Source organism: Paenibacillus agaridevorans (assembly GCF_018604145.1).
Classification (GTDB): Bacteria; Bacillota; Bacilli; order Paenibacillales; family Paenibacillaceae; genus Pristimantibacillus; species Pristimantibacillus agaridevorans.
In genome coordinates, this window is the sequence record NZ_CP075889.1 from 1,828,096 (window position 1) to 1,847,968 (window position 19,873).

Below are 19,873 nucleotides of genomic sequence, written 5' to 3' on the forward strand. Positions count from 1 at the left end.
TTATCTATTCCATGTTTGTTTTGATGTTATTAATAATGCAGTTGCGCCAATAAGACCAACCGATGTCGGAGCTCAACCCGTGCGAATCTCGAATGGTGCTGCATATGTTGTTACACCTAGCGCTACCGTGACTTGGACCAGTAATATTCCAGGTAATCCCGTAACAAGAAACGATGCTATTTCTGTATTCTTGAACATGAACGTCACTCAGAACGCAGTTTATTCTGTCTCCATTTCAACATCTGTGTAGAGAATGAAATCTTATCAGACAAAGTAATATCACAATCCGTTGAGTCGCATGGTAAAATTCATGCGGCTTTTTTATTTTTTGTTGGGAGATGCGATAGAGGAATGCCATTATTGGCGCTTTTTTATGTAGACAACTGGACTGAAGTGTTTAAAATCCCCGTTAATTGGGTAATCAACAATAGTGGTGAACAACAACGCGGTTCGTACGCTTGAACTTACAAGTAGATGAGGGGTATATAGATGAATTACGAATGTATATTATGCAAAGACTCCGGCAGCTTCGGAGGGAAAAGCGGACATGAATTTATTTGTTATTGCGTGTCATTAAATAAAGGCGGGCATGATCAGCGGAACAAAGTGGAAGGGGAATCGAATTGCAATGGGAAGAACGTTGGTAAGGAATAAAATAGAAGATTAGGCATGTAAGTTGCTGGCACATAGCGCAACCTGATAACGAGCATAATACGGCTTGAGCCTCCGCGCAGCATCCATTCCGGCGGAGGCATCCAGCGTGAGTGGAGGCGAAGACAAATGTCCGAGCAGCAATATGGCGATAGCAGCTCTCTGATGGAAAAAACTCAGAAAGAGCGCAATCAAAAAGGGTTGACCGGCGACATTACGCCGCAGGCTAAGAACAGGCAGCCAAAGACGATCAACAAGCCGTCCACCTAATAGTAAGCCCGCTGACCTTGAGTGGTTTAGCGGGCTTTCTTGCTTTACTGCACACTATCACGAAAATTCGACGAAACCAAAGAGCTGGAACGTTTAATGATTCGCAAGTAGTTCAATTTTGATTCGAACAGCTCTCCAAGCAGTGATAACTAAAAGATATGCAATGGAATATGAAATAAAAGTCCATCCTATATTCCAACCATTGCTGTATGTCACTAAGTCAAATTTCAAAGCCACAAATTCCATCAAAGTAGTAAGTAAACTGAATACCAGAAAAGTGACGATAGGATGAACCCCAAAAGGTTTTCTTATTGAAGTGTAAATCAATAAAGCTCCCAGCACTGCGAATAAACCTACATCCAATGGCATGGCAGAAATGGTTTCGATTTTTTGGAATTCAGGTTTGTAGTGCCAAAAGTCAAAATAGAAGCCTACGACATTTATGAAAACCGAAATAACTGCGGTAATTGGGCTTATCACAATGAATAATCGCGGCTGCCTAATAACCAGTGGACTGACGAATACCCAGGGAATGATAAAACCAAAAAGGATATTGTTAAACAGGATTTAGTCACTCCTATATAAGTATTTACTCTCCAGTCTAGGCCCATCTTTAGTTTTCTATTCTTGATCTAAAAATGTTGCTCAGTTTGACGAAAACGGATTCGATCCATATTGCGAAGAATGAAAGAATAAGGGCCCACTAACATTAAATTAGCGAGCCCTATAGGTGTAGTGGATACATTAACAGAATATGCCACGACAAACATTAATGTACGGGCGACTCCGTCCAATTGGACCACCGCTGTTCATCATTCATACGGAAAAACTACCTATCTTGACGAATAATCATGAGTTTCAGTTAACAGTTGAGCGGCACAGACTGAACAGTACAAGTAATTATTACTGATTTGCAGCTAAGTTGTGTAGCAACAAATTATTATATTTATCCGCATGTTTTTGCTCATCAAGAATAATTCCATACAAAGTATCCTTGTAAATGCCATAAGGAAGACCGAACCATATCTTTCGATATTTTTCAACTGCTGATAATTCACCTTGAAAGGCTTTTTGCAACCCGGCAATATAAGAATTAACATTCTCCGGAACTTCATTGCTAGTTCCCATCACTTCATGTCCTGTTAATTCCCTATACATTTGTCGAAACATTTGATTATGTCCTCTTTCATCGTTCCGAATAGAGCTAATAACTTCCGCTTGTGCTTGGTTCGGAGCAAGTTTAATGAGTTGGTCATAAAAAAGTTCATCATTTCGTTCACCTTGTACGGCATTCCTCATTAATTCAAGTGCATCTTGTGTTGATGTAGCCCAAACGGGGATGAATTGTGATCTAAACCAATATGAATAAACCATATGCATGAGTGCAGCCTCCAGAAATGTAAGTATTTATACATTCAATTATATGCACCTAAGCCCAGTATGTGAGTATCGAGGACGCTCCATTTCGCCCAAATGGGGATCACTTACGGAATCGCTAGTATTTATAAATTAACTGTATAGATATTGTTCAAACACCCGAACTACACTTATGACAAGACATCAAGTTAAAGGGTGAAGAGGATGGGGAAGAGTGAGGAACGGCCATTACGGGAAATACATCTTATAGCCGATGAATACTATGAATACGATATCAGAACGCTTGAGCAATTTTTGATGGAACAAGATGATAGCCAGTTGTTCGTCCGTATAGTCAATGCGCTAAGAAAGTCAGGGATAGTCACACTTGGAAATTTGCTGAATTCTAACGATTATGACTTGATTAATATTCGCGGGTTGGGTCCGAACAGTTACAAATTAGTTCATGGATTACTTTCTAGGGCTGCTGGATCGGATCAAATACAAATGATCGAACCAATGATTCCGAAGCCGAAATTAAAACCCGATCCAATCGCCAGATTAAAAGAACGCTATTTGAGAAGAACAATGAATATAAAAGACGCTCATGATTGATGAATTTAACGCCGGCCAGCCTAGATCCCAAAACGTTCAAAATACCCACAGGCGGGCCACAAACCACGTAAAATCAACAAAAATCGGGCGCCCCTTTCGGGACGCCCTTTTCATGGGAGAGGAGAAACCGGACGAAGAACTTATGGGGAAACGTAAGTCTTCTCCGCGGTTGTCTACGACATCTTGCGACGCCGATAATTATAGCTTCTCCGTTTCCGGAAAGTTTATACATCCGGTTTTTGAAAAAAAGCTCATGTGAGCTTTTCTTTATTTGGTAAAGGAAAATATGGTACGATAGGCAGGATAGCATGGAAAGGGGCAATTGGAGTGAGAGTCATCTCCGGAACGGCCAAAGGCAGGCCGCTGAAGGCCGTGCCTGGCAACAACACGAGGCCGACGACGGATAAAGTGAAGGAAGCTATTTTCAGCATGATCGGTCCTTACTTTGACGGGGGGACGGCGCTGGATCTGTTCGCGGGAACCGGCGGACTCGGCATCGAAGCTTGGAGCCGTGGCATGGAGCGGGTTATTTTCGTAGATCGGGAAAAAATCAGCATAGACGTCATCCGTCATAACGTTGCAGCCGCAGGAGCGGAGCAGGCCGTCGAGATTTATCGCAATGATGCCGAACGTGCTTTGAAGGCGCTTGCGAGGCGAAAAATCCAGTTCGATCTGGTATTTCTGGATCCGCCTTACCGCATGTCGACGATGGACGAACTTATGTCGGAGATGGCGAAGCTGGAGTTGCTGGCGCAGGACGCCGTCATTCTGGTGGAACATGATGCCGAAATATCTTATCCGCAAGAGCTCGCATCGTTCAGGCAGGTTAGGGAAGCCAAATACGGCGATACGGCCGTCACCATATACGAATACTTAAGCAGCAATGATAGCGCCGATAGGGGAGATTCTAGTGACGAAGAACAATGACAACGGTCAGAAACGCGGAGAGCTCGATAACAAAGGAAGCGTCGGCAAAAAGGAGCGAGTCGCCGTCTATCCAGGCAGCTTCGATCCCGTGACCTACGGGCATCTCGATATTATTAAACGGTCGGCCAGACAGTTTGATCGGCTTGTCGTAGCGGTTCTCAACAATACGAGCAAAAACCCTTTGTTCTCGGTCGAAGAGCGCATGGAGCTGCTTGCCGAGGTGACCAAAGACCTTCCCAACGTAGAGATCGACAGCTTTCGGGATCTGACGGTTCGATTGGTAAAGTCCAAAAATGGGGATGTCATCATACGGGGCATTCGTTCGGTGACGGATTTCGAATATGAGCTTCAGCTGGCGTCGACCAACCATTTGCTCGATCCCGACATCGATACGATGTTTATGATGACGAATCCCAAATATTCTTATTTGAGCTCCAGCATCGTCAAGGAAATCGCTTTGTTCGAAGGAGAGGTTCGCGAGCTTGTACCGCCCGAGGTCGAGGTGCGCCTCAAGGAAAAGATCGCATTGCGAAAAAAATAAGCGGCACGCATGGCGCGACCGCGTTTCTTCTATAAACAAAGAAAGTTAAAATCAAATGCGATTTTTTAAATTACTTATTTATGTTCTGTAGCTCTTATGTGATGTTGCGAACCGTACCAGCGTCCAGTACAAACAGAGCGCCAGTACTCCAAGCACGACGGCAATGACAGCTCCATAAGGCCATAAGCTTGGCAAATTGCTTGCAGCAATGGCTTCTGACTGGAATCGGACGCCCGAAGAAGAGTCGTAGTACAATCCATCCCAGATAACCGGGAAGCTGGCATTCGGATTAAGCAGGCGAACTAGTGCGCCCGCCGGGTGCCAAAGTAGCAACGTGAGCATGAAGGCATGCAAGGCGTGATTTAGCCGGTGCAGGACAAAAGGGAGCAAAGACAGATCGGTGCCAGACACCGAATATCCCGCCTGCATAACGCCGCTGAGACCGCCCCACGCAAGAGCTGCTGCAATGACCGCGCACACCATGGCGAGGTCCGTGCCAGGCAGTTCCCATACGGCAGCTGCATAAGCGCCAAGATGTCCTTCAAAGAGTGCTGGTCCCAGGAAGGAAAGTCCGAGCTTCAGCGCCGGGGCGAACAGGGGCTCGGCCAAACGCGCAGTCATGGAAGCAATGATCATGAAGCCGCCTACCATCATCAGTCTTTGGACGCTAACAGTGACGGAGTCTCCCAGTACCTTGCCAAGGCTGCGCCCATCGCTGATTCGTCCTTGCAGCATCGCATCGGAGGCTTGCCGTAGCAGGCTTCCTTGCGGAGCTTCGGAGCGCTGACCGTTCTCCTCGGCAGCTGCTCCCGCTGCATCGGCAAGCGAATGGGCGGTAGTCGACTCCGTCAAACGATTTCCTCTCCAGACGGAACCAAGGAGTGTCAACCAAATGGCGGAGAGCCAGACGCCGCCTGCGATAAACATGCCTGCAAGCGGCTTTTGCAAGAAGCCGGCGCCGACGATGACCAGCATGAATAGCGGGTTCGGCATATGCGCGAGCGCGAGCAGACGCTGCCCTTGGCTGCGATTGACGAGCTCCCTCTTGCGAAGGGAGGCTACCGCCTCGGCTCCTGCCGGATAGCCGCCAAGCCAGCCGATGACAACAGGCATTACGGCTTCTCCTGGAAGGTTGAATAATCGTTTCATCGATGGCTGAAGAAGGACTCCCATGCCGTGGGCGAGTCCGAAGGCTAGCATGATTTCGAATAAAATGAGAAACGGGAGCAGACCAGGAAATACCAGGTTCCACCAGACGGTCAGCCCTTTAAGCGATGCTTGGAAGGAAGCATCCGGCTGCACGATAATGGCGCCGACGAGCAGCAAAGATAAAGCAGCGAAAATGATCGTTTTGGCCATAACCGTTCAACTCCTCTTGGACAACCGTATCATTCATTAGTACGCGATTGTTGGAAAAGTTAGACCTGTCCTGCATCATCATTAGCATCGGGGGAAGAATTGGGGGATTAGAAATGGGGGAGAAGTGGTCTACGGCAAGGCGCATGATGCTGGCGGGAGGTGCGACGGCTCTTGCCATGTGGCTGCTGTTGTACGCGCCGTCTCCGTATGTTGTCTATGAGCCTGGCATTGCGGTTCCCGTCGAGTCCATGGTCGTGCTGGAAAGTGCGAACAGTGATGAAGGAGCATCCGGCGAAGGTGATTTTGTGCTGACGGCAGTTCGGCTGACGGCCCCAAATATTTGGGGCGTGATCAAGGCCGGCGTGGATCGGAACATGGATGTTCGCTGGAAGCGGCAAGTGTTCGGAGGGAAAACCAAAAACGAATATGTCGACCGGTTGAACGATATTATGAGCGGGTCCCAGAATACGGCTCTGCAAGCTGCTTACAATTATTCGAAAATCAAATACCGTGTCGAAAATGGGTCTGTCATTCCCGAGCAGACGGCTGACGCCATTACGATAAAAGCGAACGAGATCGGCGGACCGTCCGCCGGATTGGTGTTCGCGCTGCAAGCGATCGAGCTGCTGGAGCAAGAGGATCTATCCAGGGGATTAAAGATTGCGGCTACCGGGACGATCGACGCCGCTGGCAATGTCGGCGCGATCGGGGGCGTCAAGCAGAAGACCGTGTCTGTCACCGGATACGGCGCGGATCTGTTCATCGTTCCCAAGGGGAACGAAAAGGAAGCCCGCAGGACAGCCAAACGATTGAACGGCGACACGGTTATCGTAGGCGTGTCGTCACTTGCAGAAGCAGTGCAGGCTATATCGGCATTCGCGGTCGATCGGACAGGTTAAGCCGAGAAAAGCCGCCGATAAAGCCGCTTCGCAGAATTGGTCGAAGGCCGCCATTGTCGGGGGACATTATACGATGATGGGGCGATCTCGGAAGTCGCGATATAAATCCGCAGCGGAAGCGCCGGGAACGCCAAGCCAATAAGCGGCGCTTGCCGCCGTATCCAATTCCAGATAACGATAAGTCTGCGGCGGTCGTGCCGCGCTCATTAAAACGGGAACGGCTGCCGTACGCTTCATGCGTCTCAAGAGCTCCCTGCCCTTTTCCGTAAAGCCAAGCACGCGTATATATTCCGTTCCTGAACGAAGCTGTTCTGCAGTGAAATCATCCTTGGCATGACCTAACAGCACGGACAACAGCGCCCGTTGGAGCTTCGTTCTCGTATACCGCTTCGTCTTGAGTTGCTCCAACAGCGATTCGAAAGTGCAATCCGCAAGCTGCGGAATGCTCTGGAGCAAGCGGTTCTCCAGTCCTTCGGCAAGCTCGTGCAACTGGCTCAGTTGCTCCGAGCTCCTAGTCACTATGCCGTGCAGGAGCGGATGAATATAGTTGTCCCAGCTGACGGGGGCAAGTCCTCGCTCGATGCTTTCCGCAAGGAGGTTGCAAGTCGACGTTGGAACATACGAAGCAGCTTCAGCCAACGAACCTTCGCCAAGCACGAGCTTGCGGATGGCAGTGGCGCTGGCGATCCGAACGTCCGTTATCGTCGTTTGGTTATAATCGGCTTTTTCCCGGGCAATCGTGTAAGGCTCCATCCTGCTTCCGAGACGGCGATGGGCGATCAAATAGTGCAAACCAAGCGTATGGTTAGGCTGGTCAAAAGAAAAGCCGGCTGAATCTTCGTCGCCTTGCTGAGCCAAATATGCTGCTATCGCTCCGCTGTAGGCTTGAGGATAAGCGACACCGGTATCGAGCCGTTCCTTCAGCAATCGCTTAAACGGCTCGGGTTCATGCGCCGCAAGCTCCGCGGCTCTCCGCAAGGGCGACAGTTGTCCGCTCTCCGTACCGAAACAGAAGGCGTCGACGACTCCCGTCGATTCCAGGAGGGACACCGCGCCGTAGGCGAACCATTCGGCTGCTTGGGTCGCGTAAGCGACGGGCAGCTCGACGACGAGATCGCAGCCGCCGGCGAGCGCCATTCGAGTTCGTGTCCACTTGTCGACGAGCGCGGGTTCGCCGCGCTGCAGAAAGTTACCGCTCATGACGGCGACGACGGCATCGGCTTCCGTTATTTTGCGCGACTGTTGCAAATGATAAGAGTGTCCGTTGTGGAAGGGGTTATATTCGACGATCAGACCTACGGTACGCATGCCTCGACTCCTCGCTGTCGTTGGATGATCCTTCAACTATAGCACAAAGGCCTCTGGCACATACAGGCTTAAGCTTCGCTCGGGCAAATCCAGCAGGGGCGCAAAGTAGAGAGCGTGAAAATGTTGACAAAACGCTAGCAGAATAGATATAATAATCTTTGTTTGTTTGGGGTGATGATATGTTGTTTCAAATGCGAGAGATGATGGCTAAAGGCTTAAAGACGACGGTTAAAGAAGAGCTTGACTTAAACGATCTGTTCAAGGGACGTTCGGACGTGATTCATGCAGGACCGCTTCATGTATCGATTGAAGTGACGGGCCACGACGGTTACATAACTGCCGAGGGAGAATTGTCCGCCGATCTGGAGCTGGCGTGCTCACGTTGTCTTGAACCAACGAAGGAACGAACCGTCATACCATTTTACGAGCAGTTCAAACCAACTGAGAAGGATTTTTCGGATAACGAAGAGTCTGACGAGGACGAGAACGACGAGTTCGTGGAAGTGGCGGGAGACAAGCTGGACCTGAAACCTTATCTGGAAGAGTCGCTTCTGCTCTTCATGCCGTTCGCGCCGCTTTGCGACAAGGATTGCAAGGGACTGTGCCAGGTATGCGGGCAGAATCTCAATGAGCACACATGCAGCTGCAAAAACGAGAAGATCGACCCGCGTTTCGCAGCTCTCAAGGATTTGTTTAAAGAGTAGCGTTTTAAATCAGGGTTCAAAAAGTTCGACGTCGCGTAAACCTCGTAGCTTGGCTTCGTGATCAAAATTGGACTTTTTGAACTTCATTATGTGAAGGAGGTGGGAAAGATGGCAGTACCTCAACGTAGAACATCCAAAACTCGCCGCGACAAACGTCGTACGCATTTCAAGCTGGCAGTACCGGGCATGGTGAAATGCGAGCAGTGTGGAGAACTGAAACTGGGTCACCACGTTTGCAAAGTGTGCGGATATTACAAAACAAAAGAGATCATCTCCCAATAAGATGATACTCGAGTAACGATAGCATCTCATCTTTGATGAGATGCTATTTTTTTGAACTCCGATTGAATCGCGTTGCCCCGCAGAGGACGGCGTCAATCGTTTCACCTTGCGCTAGTGCAGGGCTGTTGCATCTCCGTGAAGAGCTGGATCAGGAGGTTTTTGTCATTCGCATTGCGCGGGACGAGTTTTTTTTATATACTGTTTTAGTACCAGGTGATAAAATGAGCTCCTATACATATAACTTTAAGAAGCGCGGGAGGCGGTGCCGATCATGGAACGAATGCCCAAACGGCAGCGGCATCAGCAGCTGTCCCAATATATAGATGAGAATCCCTTCATTACGGACAGGGAATTGACTCGTCTGCTCAAGGTGAGTATCCAGACGATCAGGCTAGACCGGATGGAGCTTGGCATTCCCGAGCTCAGGGAACGGATGAAGCTGATGGCGGAGCGTTCCTATGATTCCGTCAAGTCGCTGCCGTTGCACGAGGTGATCGGGGAGATCGTGGATCTGGAGCTCGATAAGAGCGGCATCTCGATTTTCGAAATTCGCGAAGAGCATGTATTTTCCAGAACGTCCATCGCCCGCGGACATCATGTGTTCGCTCAAGCGAATTCGCTGGCCGTGGCGGTGATCAATGACGCCATCGCGCTGACGGTGACAGCGGATATCCGCTTCGTTCGTCCCGTGCGGCTGGGCGAGAAGTGTATCGCGAAGGCATACGTCCGCTCCATCTCCGGAGAACGGAGCAAGTCCAAGGTGGAGCTGTTCACTTATGTAGGGGACGAAATGGTGTTCCAAGGCAATTTCGTCATTTTCAGATCAGCAGGAAATTCAGAGGATAAAGGGGGCGAGGACCATGCGAATCGCGATTGACGCCATGGGCGGGGACCACGCGCCGGATCTAATCGTAAAGGGTGCACTCGAAGCTGCCGCGGAGTGGCCGGATACGGAGCTGCTGCTGGTCGGAGATACGGCGGCGATTGAGCCGCTGTTCGGAGGGGCCAAGCCCGACAACGTGACCATTCACCACGCGGATGACGTAATCGGACCAGATGACGAACCCGTTCGTGCGGTGCGAAGAAAAAAAGGCGCTTCCATGGTGGTCGCTGGAACGCTCGTGAAGGAAGGGCATGCGGAGGCGATGTTGTCTGCTGGCAATACCGGCGCGCTGATGGCTACCGGATTGCTTGTTGTAGGCCGCATGGAAGGAATTGAACGGCCGGCGTTGGCGCCCATGATGCCCACGATGGACGACAAGGGCGTACTGGCGCTCGATCTAGGCGCCAACATGGATGCGAAGCCGGAGCATTTGCTCCAGTACGCCATAATGGGCAGCATCTACCGAGCCAAGGTTCATGGAATGGATAAGCCGAGGGTCGGGCTGCTGAACGTCGGAACGGAAGCGATGAAGGGCAACGAAATTTCCAAGGCGACGTTCGAATTGCTGGAGAAAGCCCCCATTCACTTCATCGGCAACGTGGAGGCGCGGGATGTCCTTAACCGCAACTGCGACGTGCTGATCTGCGACGGCTTCGCGGGCAATATCATGCTTAAGGCGATGGAGGGCGCAGCTGGAACCATCTTTACATCGCTGAAGGATGCGTTTGGACAATCGTTATTGACGAAGATGGCAGCTGCGATCATGCTGCCGAGGTTGAAGCAGCTTAAGAAGAAAATGGATTACAAGGAACATGGAGGCGCTCCGCTGCTCGGCCTTAATGGACTTGTAGTGAAATGCCATGGATCATCTGATGTCGTAGCGGTCAAAAACGCGGTCCGTCAGGCGAGAGTCGCGCTACAAGCGAAGTTAATCGACTCGATTACCGCAGAAATCAACGGGAAGTGAGTGTGTACGATGAGTTTGCAGCCTGTCGGCATTATCGGCACGGGCAAATACGTGCCCGAGCGTATTCTTACGAATCATGAATTGGAACAAATGGTGGAAACGAACGACGAGTGGATCGTTACGCGGACGGGCATTCGCGAGCGTCGCATCGCAGACGTTGCGGAAGCGACGTCCGATCTCGCTTACGAAGCTGCCAAGCGCGCAATAGCTGCGGCTGGAGTCACAGCGGAGGAATTGGATCTGATTCTTGTGGCGACGATCACGCCCGACATGTTCTTTCCGTCCACTGCGTGCCTGCTGCAGAACAAGCTGGGCGCCAAGAAGGCTGCGGCGTTCGACTTGTCGGCTGCATGCTCCGGCTTTATCTACGGACTGGCAACAGCCACGAACATGATCGCAACGGGCATGTACAAGCATGTGCTCGTCGTTGGCGCGGAGACGTTGTCCCGCATCACCGATTACAGCGATCGCAATACTTGTATCCTGTTCGGCGATGGCGCCGGCGCCGTCGTGCTGGGTCCCGTAGAACAAGGACGCGGATTCCTGTCGTTCGAGCTTGGAGCCGACGGAAGCGGAGGAGAGCTGCTTAAGGTCGGAGGCGGAGGCTCGCGTCTGCCTGCATCCGCAGCTTCTATTGAAGAGAAGCAGCATTATATTTATATGGCGGGCAATGATGTATTCAAGTTCGCGGTGCGCATTATGGGCAGCGCGGCCGAGGACGCGCTGGCGAAGGCTGGCAAGACCAAGGAAGACGTCGATCTGCTCGTCCCGCATCAGGCGAATATTCGTATCATCCAATCCGCCCTTAACCGGCTGAACTTGCCGGAGGAGAAAGCGATGATCAATCTCGACAAGTACGGCAATATGTCCGCCGCATCGATCCCTGTTGCGCTGGCGGAAGCCGTGGAGCAAGACCGTGTCAAACCAGGCGATTGCATGGTGCTCGTCGGTTTCGGAGGCGGCTTGACATGGGGTTCATCCGTCCTTATTTGGTAATGATATAGATCTGTCATGGGGGGAACAGTCGTGGGGAAAACTGCTTTTGTGTTTCCTGGGCAAGGCGCCCAGGCAGTGGGAATGGGCAAGGACGCCTTCGAGGCGAATGAAGCGGCGCGTTCCGTGTTCGAGAGAGCGAACGAAGCGCTGGGCTTCGATCTGACGAAATTGATTTTTGAGGGACCCGAAGAGGTGCTGAAACAGACGGCCAATACGCAGCCTGCATTGTTGACGGTTAGCGTTGCCTATCTGGAGCTGTTGAAGGAAAGCGGACTTGCGCCGGATTACGTAGCAGGTCATAGTCTGGGCGAATACAGCGCCTTGGTCGCAGCCGGCGTTATCGGCTTCGAGGACGCGGTTTCGACCGTACGCGCACGAGGAGAATACATGGAGCATGCCGTTCCTGGCGGACTTGGCGCAATGGCGGCCGTTCTTGGCGGCGAACGCGAGGATCTGGCGAAGCTGTGCGGAGACGTTACGGCAAGCGGTACGGCTGTTGAGCTGGCCAATATCAATTGCCCGGGTCAGATTGTAATCTCCGGAACCGCGACCGGCGTGCAAGCGGTTGTGGAACGCGGCAAGGAAGCCGGCGCCAAGCGCGTCATTCCGCTGGAAGTAAGCGGACCCTTCCATTCCTCGCTCATGAAACCTGCGGCGGAGCGTCTCGGCGAGAAACTTGCCGGTATCGCGCTAAACGACGCGGCTGTGCCGGTCGTCGCGAACGTGACGGCTACAGCGGTAACGGCAGCGGCTGACATCCGTCATTTGCTCGTGGAGCAAGTTTATTCTCCCGTCTTGTGGGAGGACAGCGTTCGTTATCTGATCGACCAAGGCGTTGACACTTTCGTCGAGATCGGCTCCGGCACGGTGCTGGCGGGTTTGATCAAGAAGATCGACCGCAGCGTACGCGTATTATCCGTAAACAGCCTGGCATCGCTAGAAGCACTTCAAGAGGATATTCAAGTGAACCAATCATAACGATGAGCGCTCGCTCAGGATAGATGTTGAATTCGTTAAAGGAGGGGAAAGGTATGACGGTATTTGCAAGCCTGGAGGGCAAAAAAGCGCTCGTAACAGGTGCTTCCCGCGGAATCGGACGAGCGATCGCGATCGCGCTGGCCGAGGCTGGCGCCGACGTGGCTGTCAACTATTCCGGCAGCGAAGCTGCCGCAGCCGAGACGGCGAAGGCGATAGAGGAATTGGGACGCCGCGCAATCATTGTGAAGGCGAATGTCGGCAAGACCAGCGAATTCGATGCCATGGTCAAAGACACGATCGAGCAGCTTGGCGGACTCGACATTCTGGTGAATAACGCGGGCATTACAAGAGATAATTTAATTATGCGCATGAAGGAAGAGGAGTTCGATGAAGTCATCGAGACGAACCTCAAAGGAGTCTTTAACGGCGTGAAGGCTGTAACTCGCCATATGATGAAGCAACGTTCCGGCCGGATCATCAATATTTCGTCCGTTGTCGGGGTACTGGGCAATCCCGGTCAAGCCAATTATGTAGCTGCGAAAGCCGGCGTCATCGGTCTGACGAAAGCCAGCGCTCGCGAGCTTTCATCGCGCGGCATTACGGTGAACTGCGTGGCTCCGGGCTTTATCCAGACGGATATGACGGACAAGCTGCCGGAGGAAACGAAGACAGCCCTGTCCGGCCAAATTCCGCTGGCGCGCCTCGGCGATCCAGCCGATATCGCGAACGCGGTAAGATTTCTGGCATCCGATGCAGCCGCATACATGACCGGCCAAACCGTCCATATAGACGGCGGCATGTACATGTAAGAGAGTCCGGCTGAATTCAATATTCGACGTCGTGTAGACTTCTAGAGTTACTTCGTAATGGGAAGCGTACTTTTTGAACAACCTTGGTAAGGTAAAGATGGTATTTTGCATGTAATTCTCGTATAATACGGTGGAGGAGGTGAACCGGATGTCCGAAGTAGTAGATCGCGTTAAACGTATTGTCATCGACCGCCTTGGCGTAGACGAAGCAGAAGTCACGCTCGAAGCTTCCTTTAAAGATGACCTCGGCGCTGACTCTCTTGACGTAGTAGAATTGGTCATGGAGCTGGAAGACGAGTTTGATATGGAAATCTCTGACGAAGATGCAGAGAAAATCACGACGGTGGGAGAAGTTGTAACTTACATACAATCTCATACCTAAGGATGGACAAGTCCCGTTTCAAGGAGCGGGACTTCTCTTCCATGTTAAGCGCTTTTATCGTCACTGGCTTATGAACCGAACCGTACTGCCCAAGAGGCGTTCGTATCGCCTTAACCGCTACAATGTAGCTTAATCGCTATTTATATAGTATTACACGGACGAGATGCCGTGATATGTCTGTTGCTGAGGTGAATGGAATGAAACATAGAGTAGTCGTGACGGGCATGGGGGTAATGACCTCGCTCGGTTCTGACATCGAACAATTCTGGAACAACCTGCTGGAAGGCAAATCGGGCGTATCCGTCGTTGAAGCGTTTGACTTCTCCGAATATCCGACTCGAATCGCCGCGGAAGTGAAAAACTTCAATCCGGAGGATTACGGCATTGATCGCAAGGAAGCGCGCAGGATGGACCGCTTCGTGCAGTTTGCATCCGTGGCGAGCAAGCTGGCCGTTGAGAATTCCGGTCTGGATATCGGGGTTAACGCCGACGCCGAACGCGTGGGCGTGATGATCGGTTCCGGCATCGGCGGTCTGGGCACTTGGGAGGATCAGCATAATGTTCTTCTGGAGAAGGGACCCAAGCGAGTGAGCCCGTTCTTCATCCCGATGATGATCGCGAACATGGCTTCCGGTCAAGTGTCCATGCTGACGGGAGCTAAGGGGCCCAACAGCACGGCGGTAACGGCTTGCGCGACCGGCACCCATTCCATCGGAGACTCTTACAAATTGATCCAGAGAGGCGACGCTGACGTGATGATCGCCGGCGGCGCGGAAGCGACGATTCGCCCGACGGGCATGGCGGGCTTCTGCTCCATGCGCGCGATGTCGACTCGCAACGATGAGCCCGAAAAGGCGAGCCGGCCGTTCGATGTCGATCGGGACGGCTTTGTGATGGGTGAAGGAGCCGGCGTGCTCGTGCTGGAATCGCTGGAACATGCGAAGGCTCGAGGAGCGAAGATCTACGCGGAAGTGATCGGTTATGGCATGAGCGGCGACGCTCATCATATGACGGAGCCGGATCCGGACGGCGCTGCGCGCTGTATGGTCAAGGCGCTGCGCGATGCCGGGATCGAGCCGTCAGAGGTCGATTACATTAACGCTCACGGAACATCGACACCGGTTGGCGACCGCTCGGAGACAACTGCGATCAAGAAGACTTTCGGCGATCATGCGTACAAGCTGGCCGTCAGCTCGACGAAGTCCATGACGGGCCATCTGCTCGGCGCAGCAGGGGGAGTAGAAGCCGTTATTTTGGCGCTTACGCTGCAGAATGGCGTCATCGCTCCGACCATCAACTTGGACAATCAGGATCCGGAGCTGGATCTGGACTACGTTCCGAACACGCCGCGCAAGGCGAATGTCCGTACGGCGCTGTCCAATTCGTTCGGCTTCGGCGGGCATAATGCCACGATTGTGATGAAGGCGTATGAAGCATGATAATTTTGACGAGCTGCAGCGAAAGCTGCAGCTCGATTTCAAACGCAGCAGGCTGCTAAGACAGGCTTTTACCCACACGTCGTATGTCAACGAACATAAGCGCGGCTCCGTGCAAGACAATGAGCGGCTGGAATTTCTCGGCGACGCCGTCTTGCAATTGCTTGTATCGGAGTATCTGTTCTCTACATATCCCAAGCGTCCTGAGGGCGAGCTGACACGGATGCGCGCTTCCGTTGTTTGCGAGCCGTCGCTGGCCATGTTCGCCGAACGACTGGAGCTTGGCAAGCATGTTCTGCTCGGACGGGGCGAGGAGCAGCTCGGCGGGCGTCAGCGGCAGGCGCTGCTTGCCGACTTGTTCGAATCATTCGTCGGCGCGATCTTCCTGGACTTCGGCATCGAGCGGACACGCGACTTCCTGTCGGAGCACATGTTCCCGCATATCGAGTCGGGCGACTTTGGTCTGCTGATGAAGGACGCGAAATCAAAGCTGCAGGAGCGCGCGCAGCATTACGGTCTCGGACCGGTGGAATACCGGGTCGTCGAGGAACGCGGACCCGCCCACGACCGGGAGTTCATCGTCGAGGTGTACTTGGGCGAGGAACGTTACGGCCTCGGAGCCGGCCGCACCAAGAAGGAAGCCGAGCAGCGCTCCGCCGCCGAGGCGTGGAACGGGCTGGCTCTGGATGCAGACAAGTAAATGGCTGACGTTCTTCTATGTCGTGTGGATGCATAGTTGCAGGACAAACCGCCGGATCGCAGCGATCCGGCGGTTTGTTGATGTCAGCGAAGTTTCGCAGACGGCAATTGTCCCGAAAAGGGGCTTGACGAAGCCGGAAAGGAGTAACGCAATTCATGAAAATATGTTACAATGTGGGGTGAGGTGAAACCCAAGTCATGTTTCTGAAACGGATTGAATTAGCGGGCTTTAAGTCCTTCGCCGATAAGACGGAGATGGAATTCGTCACCGGCATTACGGCGGTTGTCGGACCGAACGGCTCGGGCAAAAGCAATATCTCCGACGGTATCCGTTGGGTGCTCGGCGAGCAAAGCGCGAAGAGTCTTCGCGGCGGCAAGATGGAAGACATTATCTTCGCTGGCAGCGACGCGCGCAAAGCGGTCAACTACAGCGAGGTTTCGTTGACGCTGGACAATGGGGACGGGGCTCTCCCGCTGGAATATAATGAAGTAACGGTCACGCGCCGGGTACACCGGAGCGGCGACAGCGAATATTTGATTAACAAGCAGCCATGCAGATTAAAGGATATAACTGAGCTTTTCATGGATACTGGCATCGGCAAAGAAGCTTATTCCATTATCGGACAAGGCCGTATCGAGGAAATTCTGAGCACGCGCTCCGAGGATCGCCGCGGCATCTTCGAGGAAGCTTCCGGCATCGTGAAGTACAAGTCGCGCAAGCGGGAAGCGCAGAAGAAGCTCGACGAGACGGAGCAGAATCTGCTCCGCATTCACGACCTTGTATCGGAGCTGGAGGATCAGGTGGAGCCGCTGCGCAAGCAGTCGGAGAAAGCCGTCCACTTTAAGGCGCTGAAGGAAGAGCTGAAGACCAAAGAGATTTCGATGTACGTACATAATATCGAGACGGTGCACCGCGCCTGGTCGGAAGCGACGGACAAGCTGGAGAAGCTGCAGGAAGAGCAGCTTAAGCTGTCCACGGTCGTCAGCAAGCATGATGCGCATCTGGAGCAAGACCGGCAACAATTGCGGGAGATAGAGCTACAATTGGACGAGCTTCATGCTTCTATGCTTCAGCTAAGCGAAGACGTGGAGAAATGCGAGGGCTACGGCGAGGTGCTTAAGGAGCGCAAGCGCAACCTGGAAAACAACAAACGCGGATTGGAAGAGTCGATCGCGGTACAGGATGCCAGAATCGTCGCTCTGACGCAGGAAGAGGCGGATTTTCGCAGCAAAGCGGCGGCGCTGGAGCTTTCTCTGGCGGATCTGCGCGTCAAGCTCGCGGCCGAAGAATCGAATCTTCTTGGCGTAGCGGGCGGTGCGGTTGTCGACGCCGAAGAGAAGCTCAAGAGCGAGCTGCTTGACGTACTGAGCGCAATGGCGCAGACGCGCAACGAAATCAGGTATGCCGCCCAGCAACAAGAAACGCTGCAACGTCGGATGGAGAGGTTAAACGACGACGAATCCAAGTGGACGGAGCAACAAGCACGGCTGGAGGAGCGTAAGGCTGTGTTGGAGAAAGGACTCCAATCCACGCTGACGGCACTCGAGAACGCGAGGAACCGCATGCTTGAAGAGACGGAAGGCAGCAAAGCCGTTGCGTCTGGCCTGGATGAAGTTATGGCAGCGATCCGGAAGTGGGAGCAGCGGCTGGACAGCCATATATCCAGACGCGATACGATGAAGGAAATGCAAGACGCGTTGGACGGCTTTATGCAAGGCGTTAAGGAAGTTCTTAAAGCCGCGCGGCGCGGTTCCGGCGGCATAGCCGGCGTTCATGGCGCCGTTGCGGAGCTCATTCGCGTGCCTCAACGCATCGAGGTTGCGGTGGAGACCGCCCTCGGAGGGGCGTTGCAGCATATCGTCATGGAAGACGAACGTTCGGCGCGTGCGGCGATCGGTTTCCTGAAGCAGCGCCAGCTGGGGCGGGCAACATTCTTGCCGTTGGACGTCATTCGCGGCCGAATGGTGCCGGAGCATGACAGACGATCCTTCCAATCAGAGGACGGGTTCGTAGGAGTCGCGGCGGAATTGGTTGGCTGCGACGAGCGCTACCAGGCGATCGTAAACAATCTTCTCGGCAACGTTCTGCTTGCAGAGACGCTGGAGCAAGCGAACCGGATAGCATCAAGATGTCAATACCGATTCCGTGTCGTTACGCTGGAAGGAGACGTCGTAAATGCCGGCGGTTCCATGACTGGCGGCAGTCTGCAGAAACGCGGGGCGAGCCTGCTCGGCCGCGGTCGTCAGATCGAATCGCTTAACGCAGAGATCAAGGAAGCAGAGACAACAGTGGCGCAGTTGAAGGCGAAATTAAGCGATCTGCGCAAAGAGCAGTCGATCCGTTCGCAGAACGTGGAAGATCTGCGCGCCCAAGCGGAAAAATGCCGGATTGACGAGCAAGGTATCCGATCCGAGCTTCAGCAAGTAAAGTCGGAGGAGAAGCTGCTTACGGAGCAGCGCTCCATGTCCGCCTCCGAGCTGACGTCGCAGTCGAATGAACGCGAGCAGCTCAGCAAGATGGCGAAGGAAGCGGAAGAGCGGCTGGAGGGTCTTGTAAATGACGAGGCCAGATTGCAGGAAGCGATCCGAATGGCGGAAGAGCGGCGCAAGGCGAGCGAATCCGCCAAGGAAGAGCTCCAGGTTCAATTGACGGATCTAAAGATTGCCGTCGCCAAGACCGATCAGGAGAAGATGAGCTTCGAGGATCAGGCGAACCGCGTGCGCAGCGATATTGGCCGGGCGAAGCAGGAGCTCGCCAATCTGCGATCGGTATCCGCTCAGCAGGAAGAAGAACTGGTCCGTCACAGCGAAGAAAGCGTGGCGCAGATTGCTCAGCTCAACGACCTGCGCATTAGGAAAACGAATTGCGCGGAACAGACGGATCTTAAGCGCGCTGCCCGCGCGCATCGGATTACCGAGCTCGACAAAGGCGAGAGCGAGACGAAAGAGCAGCGCGCCCAACTGCGCGTAGTCGAGGATGCCATGCGTCAGACGGAGATTGCGCTGAACCGGCAGGACGTGGAGCTGGACAATCTGCTGCGCAAGCTCAGCGAGGAGTACGAGCTGAGCTACGAGTTGGCCAAGGAGCAATATCCGGTGCCGGAGGATGTGCAGGGAACGCAGGTCGAAGTGCGCGAGTTAAAGCGTAAAATATCGTCGCTTGGCGAGGTCAATTTGGGCGCCATCGAAGAATACGAGCGCGTAAAGGAACGTTACGAGTTCCTCTCGGAACAGAAAAACGACTTGATCGACGCGAAAACGGCGCTTTACCAGGTTATCAAAGAGATGGACGACGAGATGTCCAAGCGGTTCCGGACGACGTTCGAGGCGATCCGCAAACATTTTGTCGTCGTGTTTGGCAAGCTGTTCGGCGGCGGACGCGCCGATCTCGTGCTCGTGGATCCGGATCGGGTGCTGGATACGGGGATCGACATCGTCGCTCAGCCGCCGGGCAAAAAACTGCAAAATCTGCAGTTGCTCTCCGGCGGCGAGCGCGCTCTTACAGCGATCGCGCTGTTGTTTGCCATTTTGCAGGTCAAGCCTGTGCCGTTCTGCGTGCTCGATGAGGTTGAGGCGGCGCTGGACGAGGCCAATGTGGCAAGATTCGCGCAGTATCTGCGCGAGTTCTCCGGGCTCACCCAATTTATCGTGGTTACGCACCGCAAAGGCACGATGGAAGAAGCCGACGTCCTCTACGGCGTGACGATGGAGGAAGGCGGCGTGTCCAAGCTCGTCTCGGTGAGACTGGAAGAGGACGGGGAAGACGAAGAACCGGTGTCGGCCTAAGCTCGGTACGGGGCATAAAAAATAG

General features: G+C 53.1%; 20 protein-coding genes. 16 read left to right on the forward strand and 4 right to left on the reverse strand.

The window, feature by feature from the left end:
- Positions 1–780: 780 nt before the first annotated feature.
- Positions 781–921 carry a hypothetical protein gene (locus KJW29_RS07290; RefSeq protein WP_179215512.1) on the forward strand — a complete coding sequence of 47 codons (141 nt, stop codon included), beginning with the start codon at positions 781–783 and terminating at the stop codon, positions 919–921.
- Between the two features lie 93 nt (positions 922–1,014).
- On the opposite strand, the gene KJW29_RS07295 is transcribed toward KJW29_RS07290, so the two are convergent.
- Entirely contained in the window at positions 1,015–1,401 is a 387-nt protein-coding gene (locus KJW29_RS07295; RefSeq protein WP_214629280.1) for a CBO0543 family protein, read from the reverse strand.
- Positions 1,402–1,824: 423 nt separating this feature from the next.
- Complete coding sequence (locus KJW29_RS07300; protein ID WP_214629281.1) at positions 1,825–2,301, reverse strand: ferritin-like domain-containing protein; 477 nt, start codon at positions 2,299–2,301, stop codon at positions 1,825–1,827.
- 201 nt (positions 2,302–2,502) lie between these two features.
- On the opposite strand from KJW29_RS07300, the gene KJW29_RS07305 reads away from it, so the two are divergent.
- The 3 genes from KJW29_RS07305 to coaD all read left to right on the forward strand — a co-directional run bounded on the left by KJW29_RS07305 (position 2,503) and on the right by coaD (position 4,360).
- Entirely contained in the window at positions 2,503–2,892 is a 390-nt protein-coding gene (locus KJW29_RS07305; RefSeq protein WP_214629282.1) for a DNA-directed RNA polymerase subunit alpha C-terminal domain-containing protein, read from the forward strand.
- 327 nt (positions 2,893–3,219) lie between these two features.
- Complete coding sequence (gene rsmD / locus KJW29_RS07310; RefSeq protein ID WP_246608630.1) at positions 3,220–3,819, forward strand: 16S rRNA (guanine(966)-N(2))-methyltransferase RsmD; 600 nt, start codon at positions 3,220–3,222, stop codon at positions 3,817–3,819.
- A complete protein-coding gene (gene coaD, locus KJW29_RS07315; RefSeq protein ID WP_281426340.1) occupies positions 3,803–4,360 on the forward strand; it encodes a pantetheine-phosphate adenylyltransferase in 558 nt (185 codons plus the stop codon). Before rsmD ends, coaD begins: the two co-directional genes overlap by 17 nt.
- Before the next feature lie 78 nt (positions 4,361–4,438).
- On the opposite strand, the gene KJW29_RS07320 is transcribed toward coaD, so the two are convergent.
- Positions 4,439–5,719: a nucleoside recognition domain-containing protein gene (locus KJW29_RS07320; protein WP_214629284.1), complete on the reverse strand. Its 1,281-nt coding sequence runs from the start codon at positions 5,717–5,719 to the stop codon at positions 4,439–4,441.
- 113 nt (positions 5,720–5,832) lie between these two features.
- Here KJW29_RS07320 and KJW29_RS07325 point away from each other — a divergent pair, with 113 nt between their 5' ends.
- Entirely contained in the window at positions 5,833–6,618 is a 786-nt protein-coding gene (locus tag KJW29_RS07325; protein ID WP_214629285.1) for a S16 family serine protease, read from the forward strand.
- 66 nt (positions 6,619–6,684) lie between these two features.
- Here KJW29_RS07325 and KJW29_RS07330 read toward each other — a convergent pair whose 3' ends face one another.
- Positions 6,685–7,926: a nucleotidyltransferase gene (locus tag KJW29_RS07330; RefSeq protein ID WP_214629286.1), complete on the reverse strand. Its 1,242-nt coding sequence runs from the start codon at positions 7,924–7,926 to the stop codon at positions 6,685–6,687.
- Between the two features lie 179 nt (positions 7,927–8,105).
- Between KJW29_RS07330 and KJW29_RS07335 the strand changes: the two genes are divergently transcribed.
- The 11 genes from KJW29_RS07335 (at position 8,106) to smc (ending at position 19,848) form a co-directional block, all read left to right on the forward strand.
- Positions 8,106–8,630 (forward strand): YceD family protein, encoded by a 525-nt coding sequence (locus tag KJW29_RS07335; protein WP_214629287.1) that lies wholly within the window; start codon positions 8,106–8,108, stop codon positions 8,628–8,630.
- Positions 8,631–8,738: 108 nt separating this feature from the next.
- Entirely contained in the window at positions 8,739–8,912 is a 174-nt protein-coding gene (gene rpmF, locus KJW29_RS07340; RefSeq protein ID WP_015845071.1) for a 50S ribosomal protein L32, read from the forward strand.
- Positions 8,913–9,192: 280 nt separating this feature from the next.
- Positions 9,193–9,789: a transcription factor FapR gene (fapR, locus tag KJW29_RS07345; protein WP_179215988.1), complete on the forward strand. Its 597-nt coding sequence runs from the start codon at positions 9,193–9,195 to the stop codon at positions 9,787–9,789.
- Entirely contained in the window at positions 9,773–10,762 is a 990-nt protein-coding gene (gene plsX / locus KJW29_RS07350; protein WP_214629288.1) for a phosphate acyltransferase PlsX, read from the forward strand. Before fapR ends, plsX begins: the two co-directional genes overlap by 17 nt.
- A 9-nt stretch (positions 10,763–10,771) precedes the next feature.
- Positions 10,772–11,758 carry a beta-ketoacyl-ACP synthase III gene (locus KJW29_RS07355; protein ID WP_087572607.1) on the forward strand — a complete coding sequence of 329 codons (987 nt, stop codon included), beginning with the start codon at positions 10,772–10,774 and terminating at the stop codon, positions 11,756–11,758.
- 30 nt (positions 11,759–11,788) lie between these two features.
- The gene (gene fabD, locus KJW29_RS07360; RefSeq protein WP_214629289.1) at positions 11,789–12,736 is read left to right on the forward strand and encodes an ACP S-malonyltransferase; all 948 of its coding nucleotides are present in this window, start codon (positions 11,789–11,791) and stop codon (positions 12,734–12,736) included.
- A gap of 53 nt (positions 12,737–12,789) precedes the next feature.
- Positions 12,790–13,545, forward strand: coding sequence for a 3-oxoacyl-[acyl-carrier-protein] reductase (gene fabG / locus KJW29_RS07365; RefSeq protein WP_087572609.1), 756 nt, complete (start codon positions 12,790–12,792; stop codon positions 13,543–13,545).
- Between the two features lie 148 nt (positions 13,546–13,693).
- Entirely contained in the window at positions 13,694–13,927 is a 234-nt protein-coding gene (gene acpP / locus KJW29_RS07370) for an acyl carrier protein (protein WP_087572610.1), read from the forward strand.
- 197 nt (positions 13,928–14,124) lie between these two features.
- The gene (gene fabF / locus KJW29_RS07375) at positions 14,125–15,366 is read left to right on the forward strand and encodes a beta-ketoacyl-ACP synthase II (protein ID WP_214629290.1); all 1,242 of its coding nucleotides are present in this window, start codon (positions 14,125–14,127) and stop codon (positions 15,364–15,366) included.
- Positions 15,356–16,063 carry a ribonuclease III gene (gene rnc, locus KJW29_RS07380; protein ID WP_087572612.1) on the forward strand — a complete coding sequence of 236 codons (708 nt, stop codon included), beginning with the start codon at positions 15,356–15,358 and terminating at the stop codon, positions 16,061–16,063. Before fabF ends, rnc begins: the two co-directional genes overlap by 11 nt.
- Before the next feature lie 197 nt (positions 16,064–16,260).
- On the forward strand, positions 16,261–19,848 hold the full coding sequence (smc, locus tag KJW29_RS07385) for a chromosome segregation protein SMC (protein ID WP_214629291.1): 3,588 nt from the start codon (positions 16,261–16,263) through the stop codon (positions 19,846–19,848).
- Positions 19,849–19,873: the final 25 nt, after the last annotated feature.

Coding starts and splice junctions, on each gene's coding strand:
- KJW29_RS07290 (WP_179215512.1), top strand. CDS start 781: ATGTCCGAGCAGCAATATGGCGATAGCAGCTCTCTGATGGAAAAAACT.
- KJW29_RS07300 (WP_214629281.1), bottom strand. CDS start 2,301: ATGCATATGGTTTATTCATATTGGTTTAGATCACAATTCATCCCCGTT.
- KJW29_RS07305 (WP_214629282.1), top strand. CDS start 2,503: ATGGGGAAGAGTGAGGAACGGCCATTACGGGAAATACATCTTATAGCC.
- KJW29_RS07320 (WP_214629284.1), bottom strand. CDS start 5,719: ATGGCCAAAACGATCATTTTCGCTGCTTTATCTTTGCTGCTCGTCGGC.
- KJW29_RS07325 (WP_214629285.1), top strand. CDS start 5,833: ATGGGGGAGAAGTGGTCTACGGCAAGGCGCATGATGCTGGCGGGAGGT.
- KJW29_RS07330 (WP_214629286.1), bottom strand. CDS start 7,926: ATGCGTACCGTAGGTCTGATCGTCGAATATAACCCCTTCCACAACGGA.
- KJW29_RS07335 (WP_214629287.1), top strand. CDS start 8,106: ATGTTGTTTCAAATGCGAGAGATGATGGCTAAAGGCTTAAAGACGACG.
- rpmF (WP_015845071.1), top strand. CDS start 8,739: ATGGCAGTACCTCAACGTAGAACATCCAAAACTCGCCGCGACAAACGT.
- fapR (WP_179215988.1), top strand. CDS start 9,193: ATGCCCAAACGGCAGCGGCATCAGCAGCTGTCCCAATATATAGATGAG.
- plsX (WP_214629288.1), top strand. CDS start 9,773: ATGCGAATCGCGATTGACGCCATGGGCGGGGACCACGCGCCGGATCTA.
- KJW29_RS07355 (WP_087572607.1), top strand. CDS start 10,772: ATGAGTTTGCAGCCTGTCGGCATTATCGGCACGGGCAAATACGTGCCC.
- fabG (WP_087572609.1), top strand. CDS start 12,790: ATGACGGTATTTGCAAGCCTGGAGGGCAAAAAAGCGCTCGTAACAGGT.
- acpP (WP_087572610.1), top strand. CDS start 13,694: ATGTCCGAAGTAGTAGATCGCGTTAAACGTATTGTCATCGACCGCCTT.
- fabF (WP_214629290.1), top strand. CDS start 14,125: ATGAAACATAGAGTAGTCGTGACGGGCATGGGGGTAATGACCTCGCTC.
- rnc (WP_087572612.1), top strand. CDS start 15,356: ATGAAGCATGATAATTTTGACGAGCTGCAGCGAAAGCTGCAGCTCGAT.
- smc (WP_214629291.1), top strand. CDS start 16,261: ATGTTTCTGAAACGGATTGAATTAGCGGGCTTTAAGTCCTTCGCCGAT.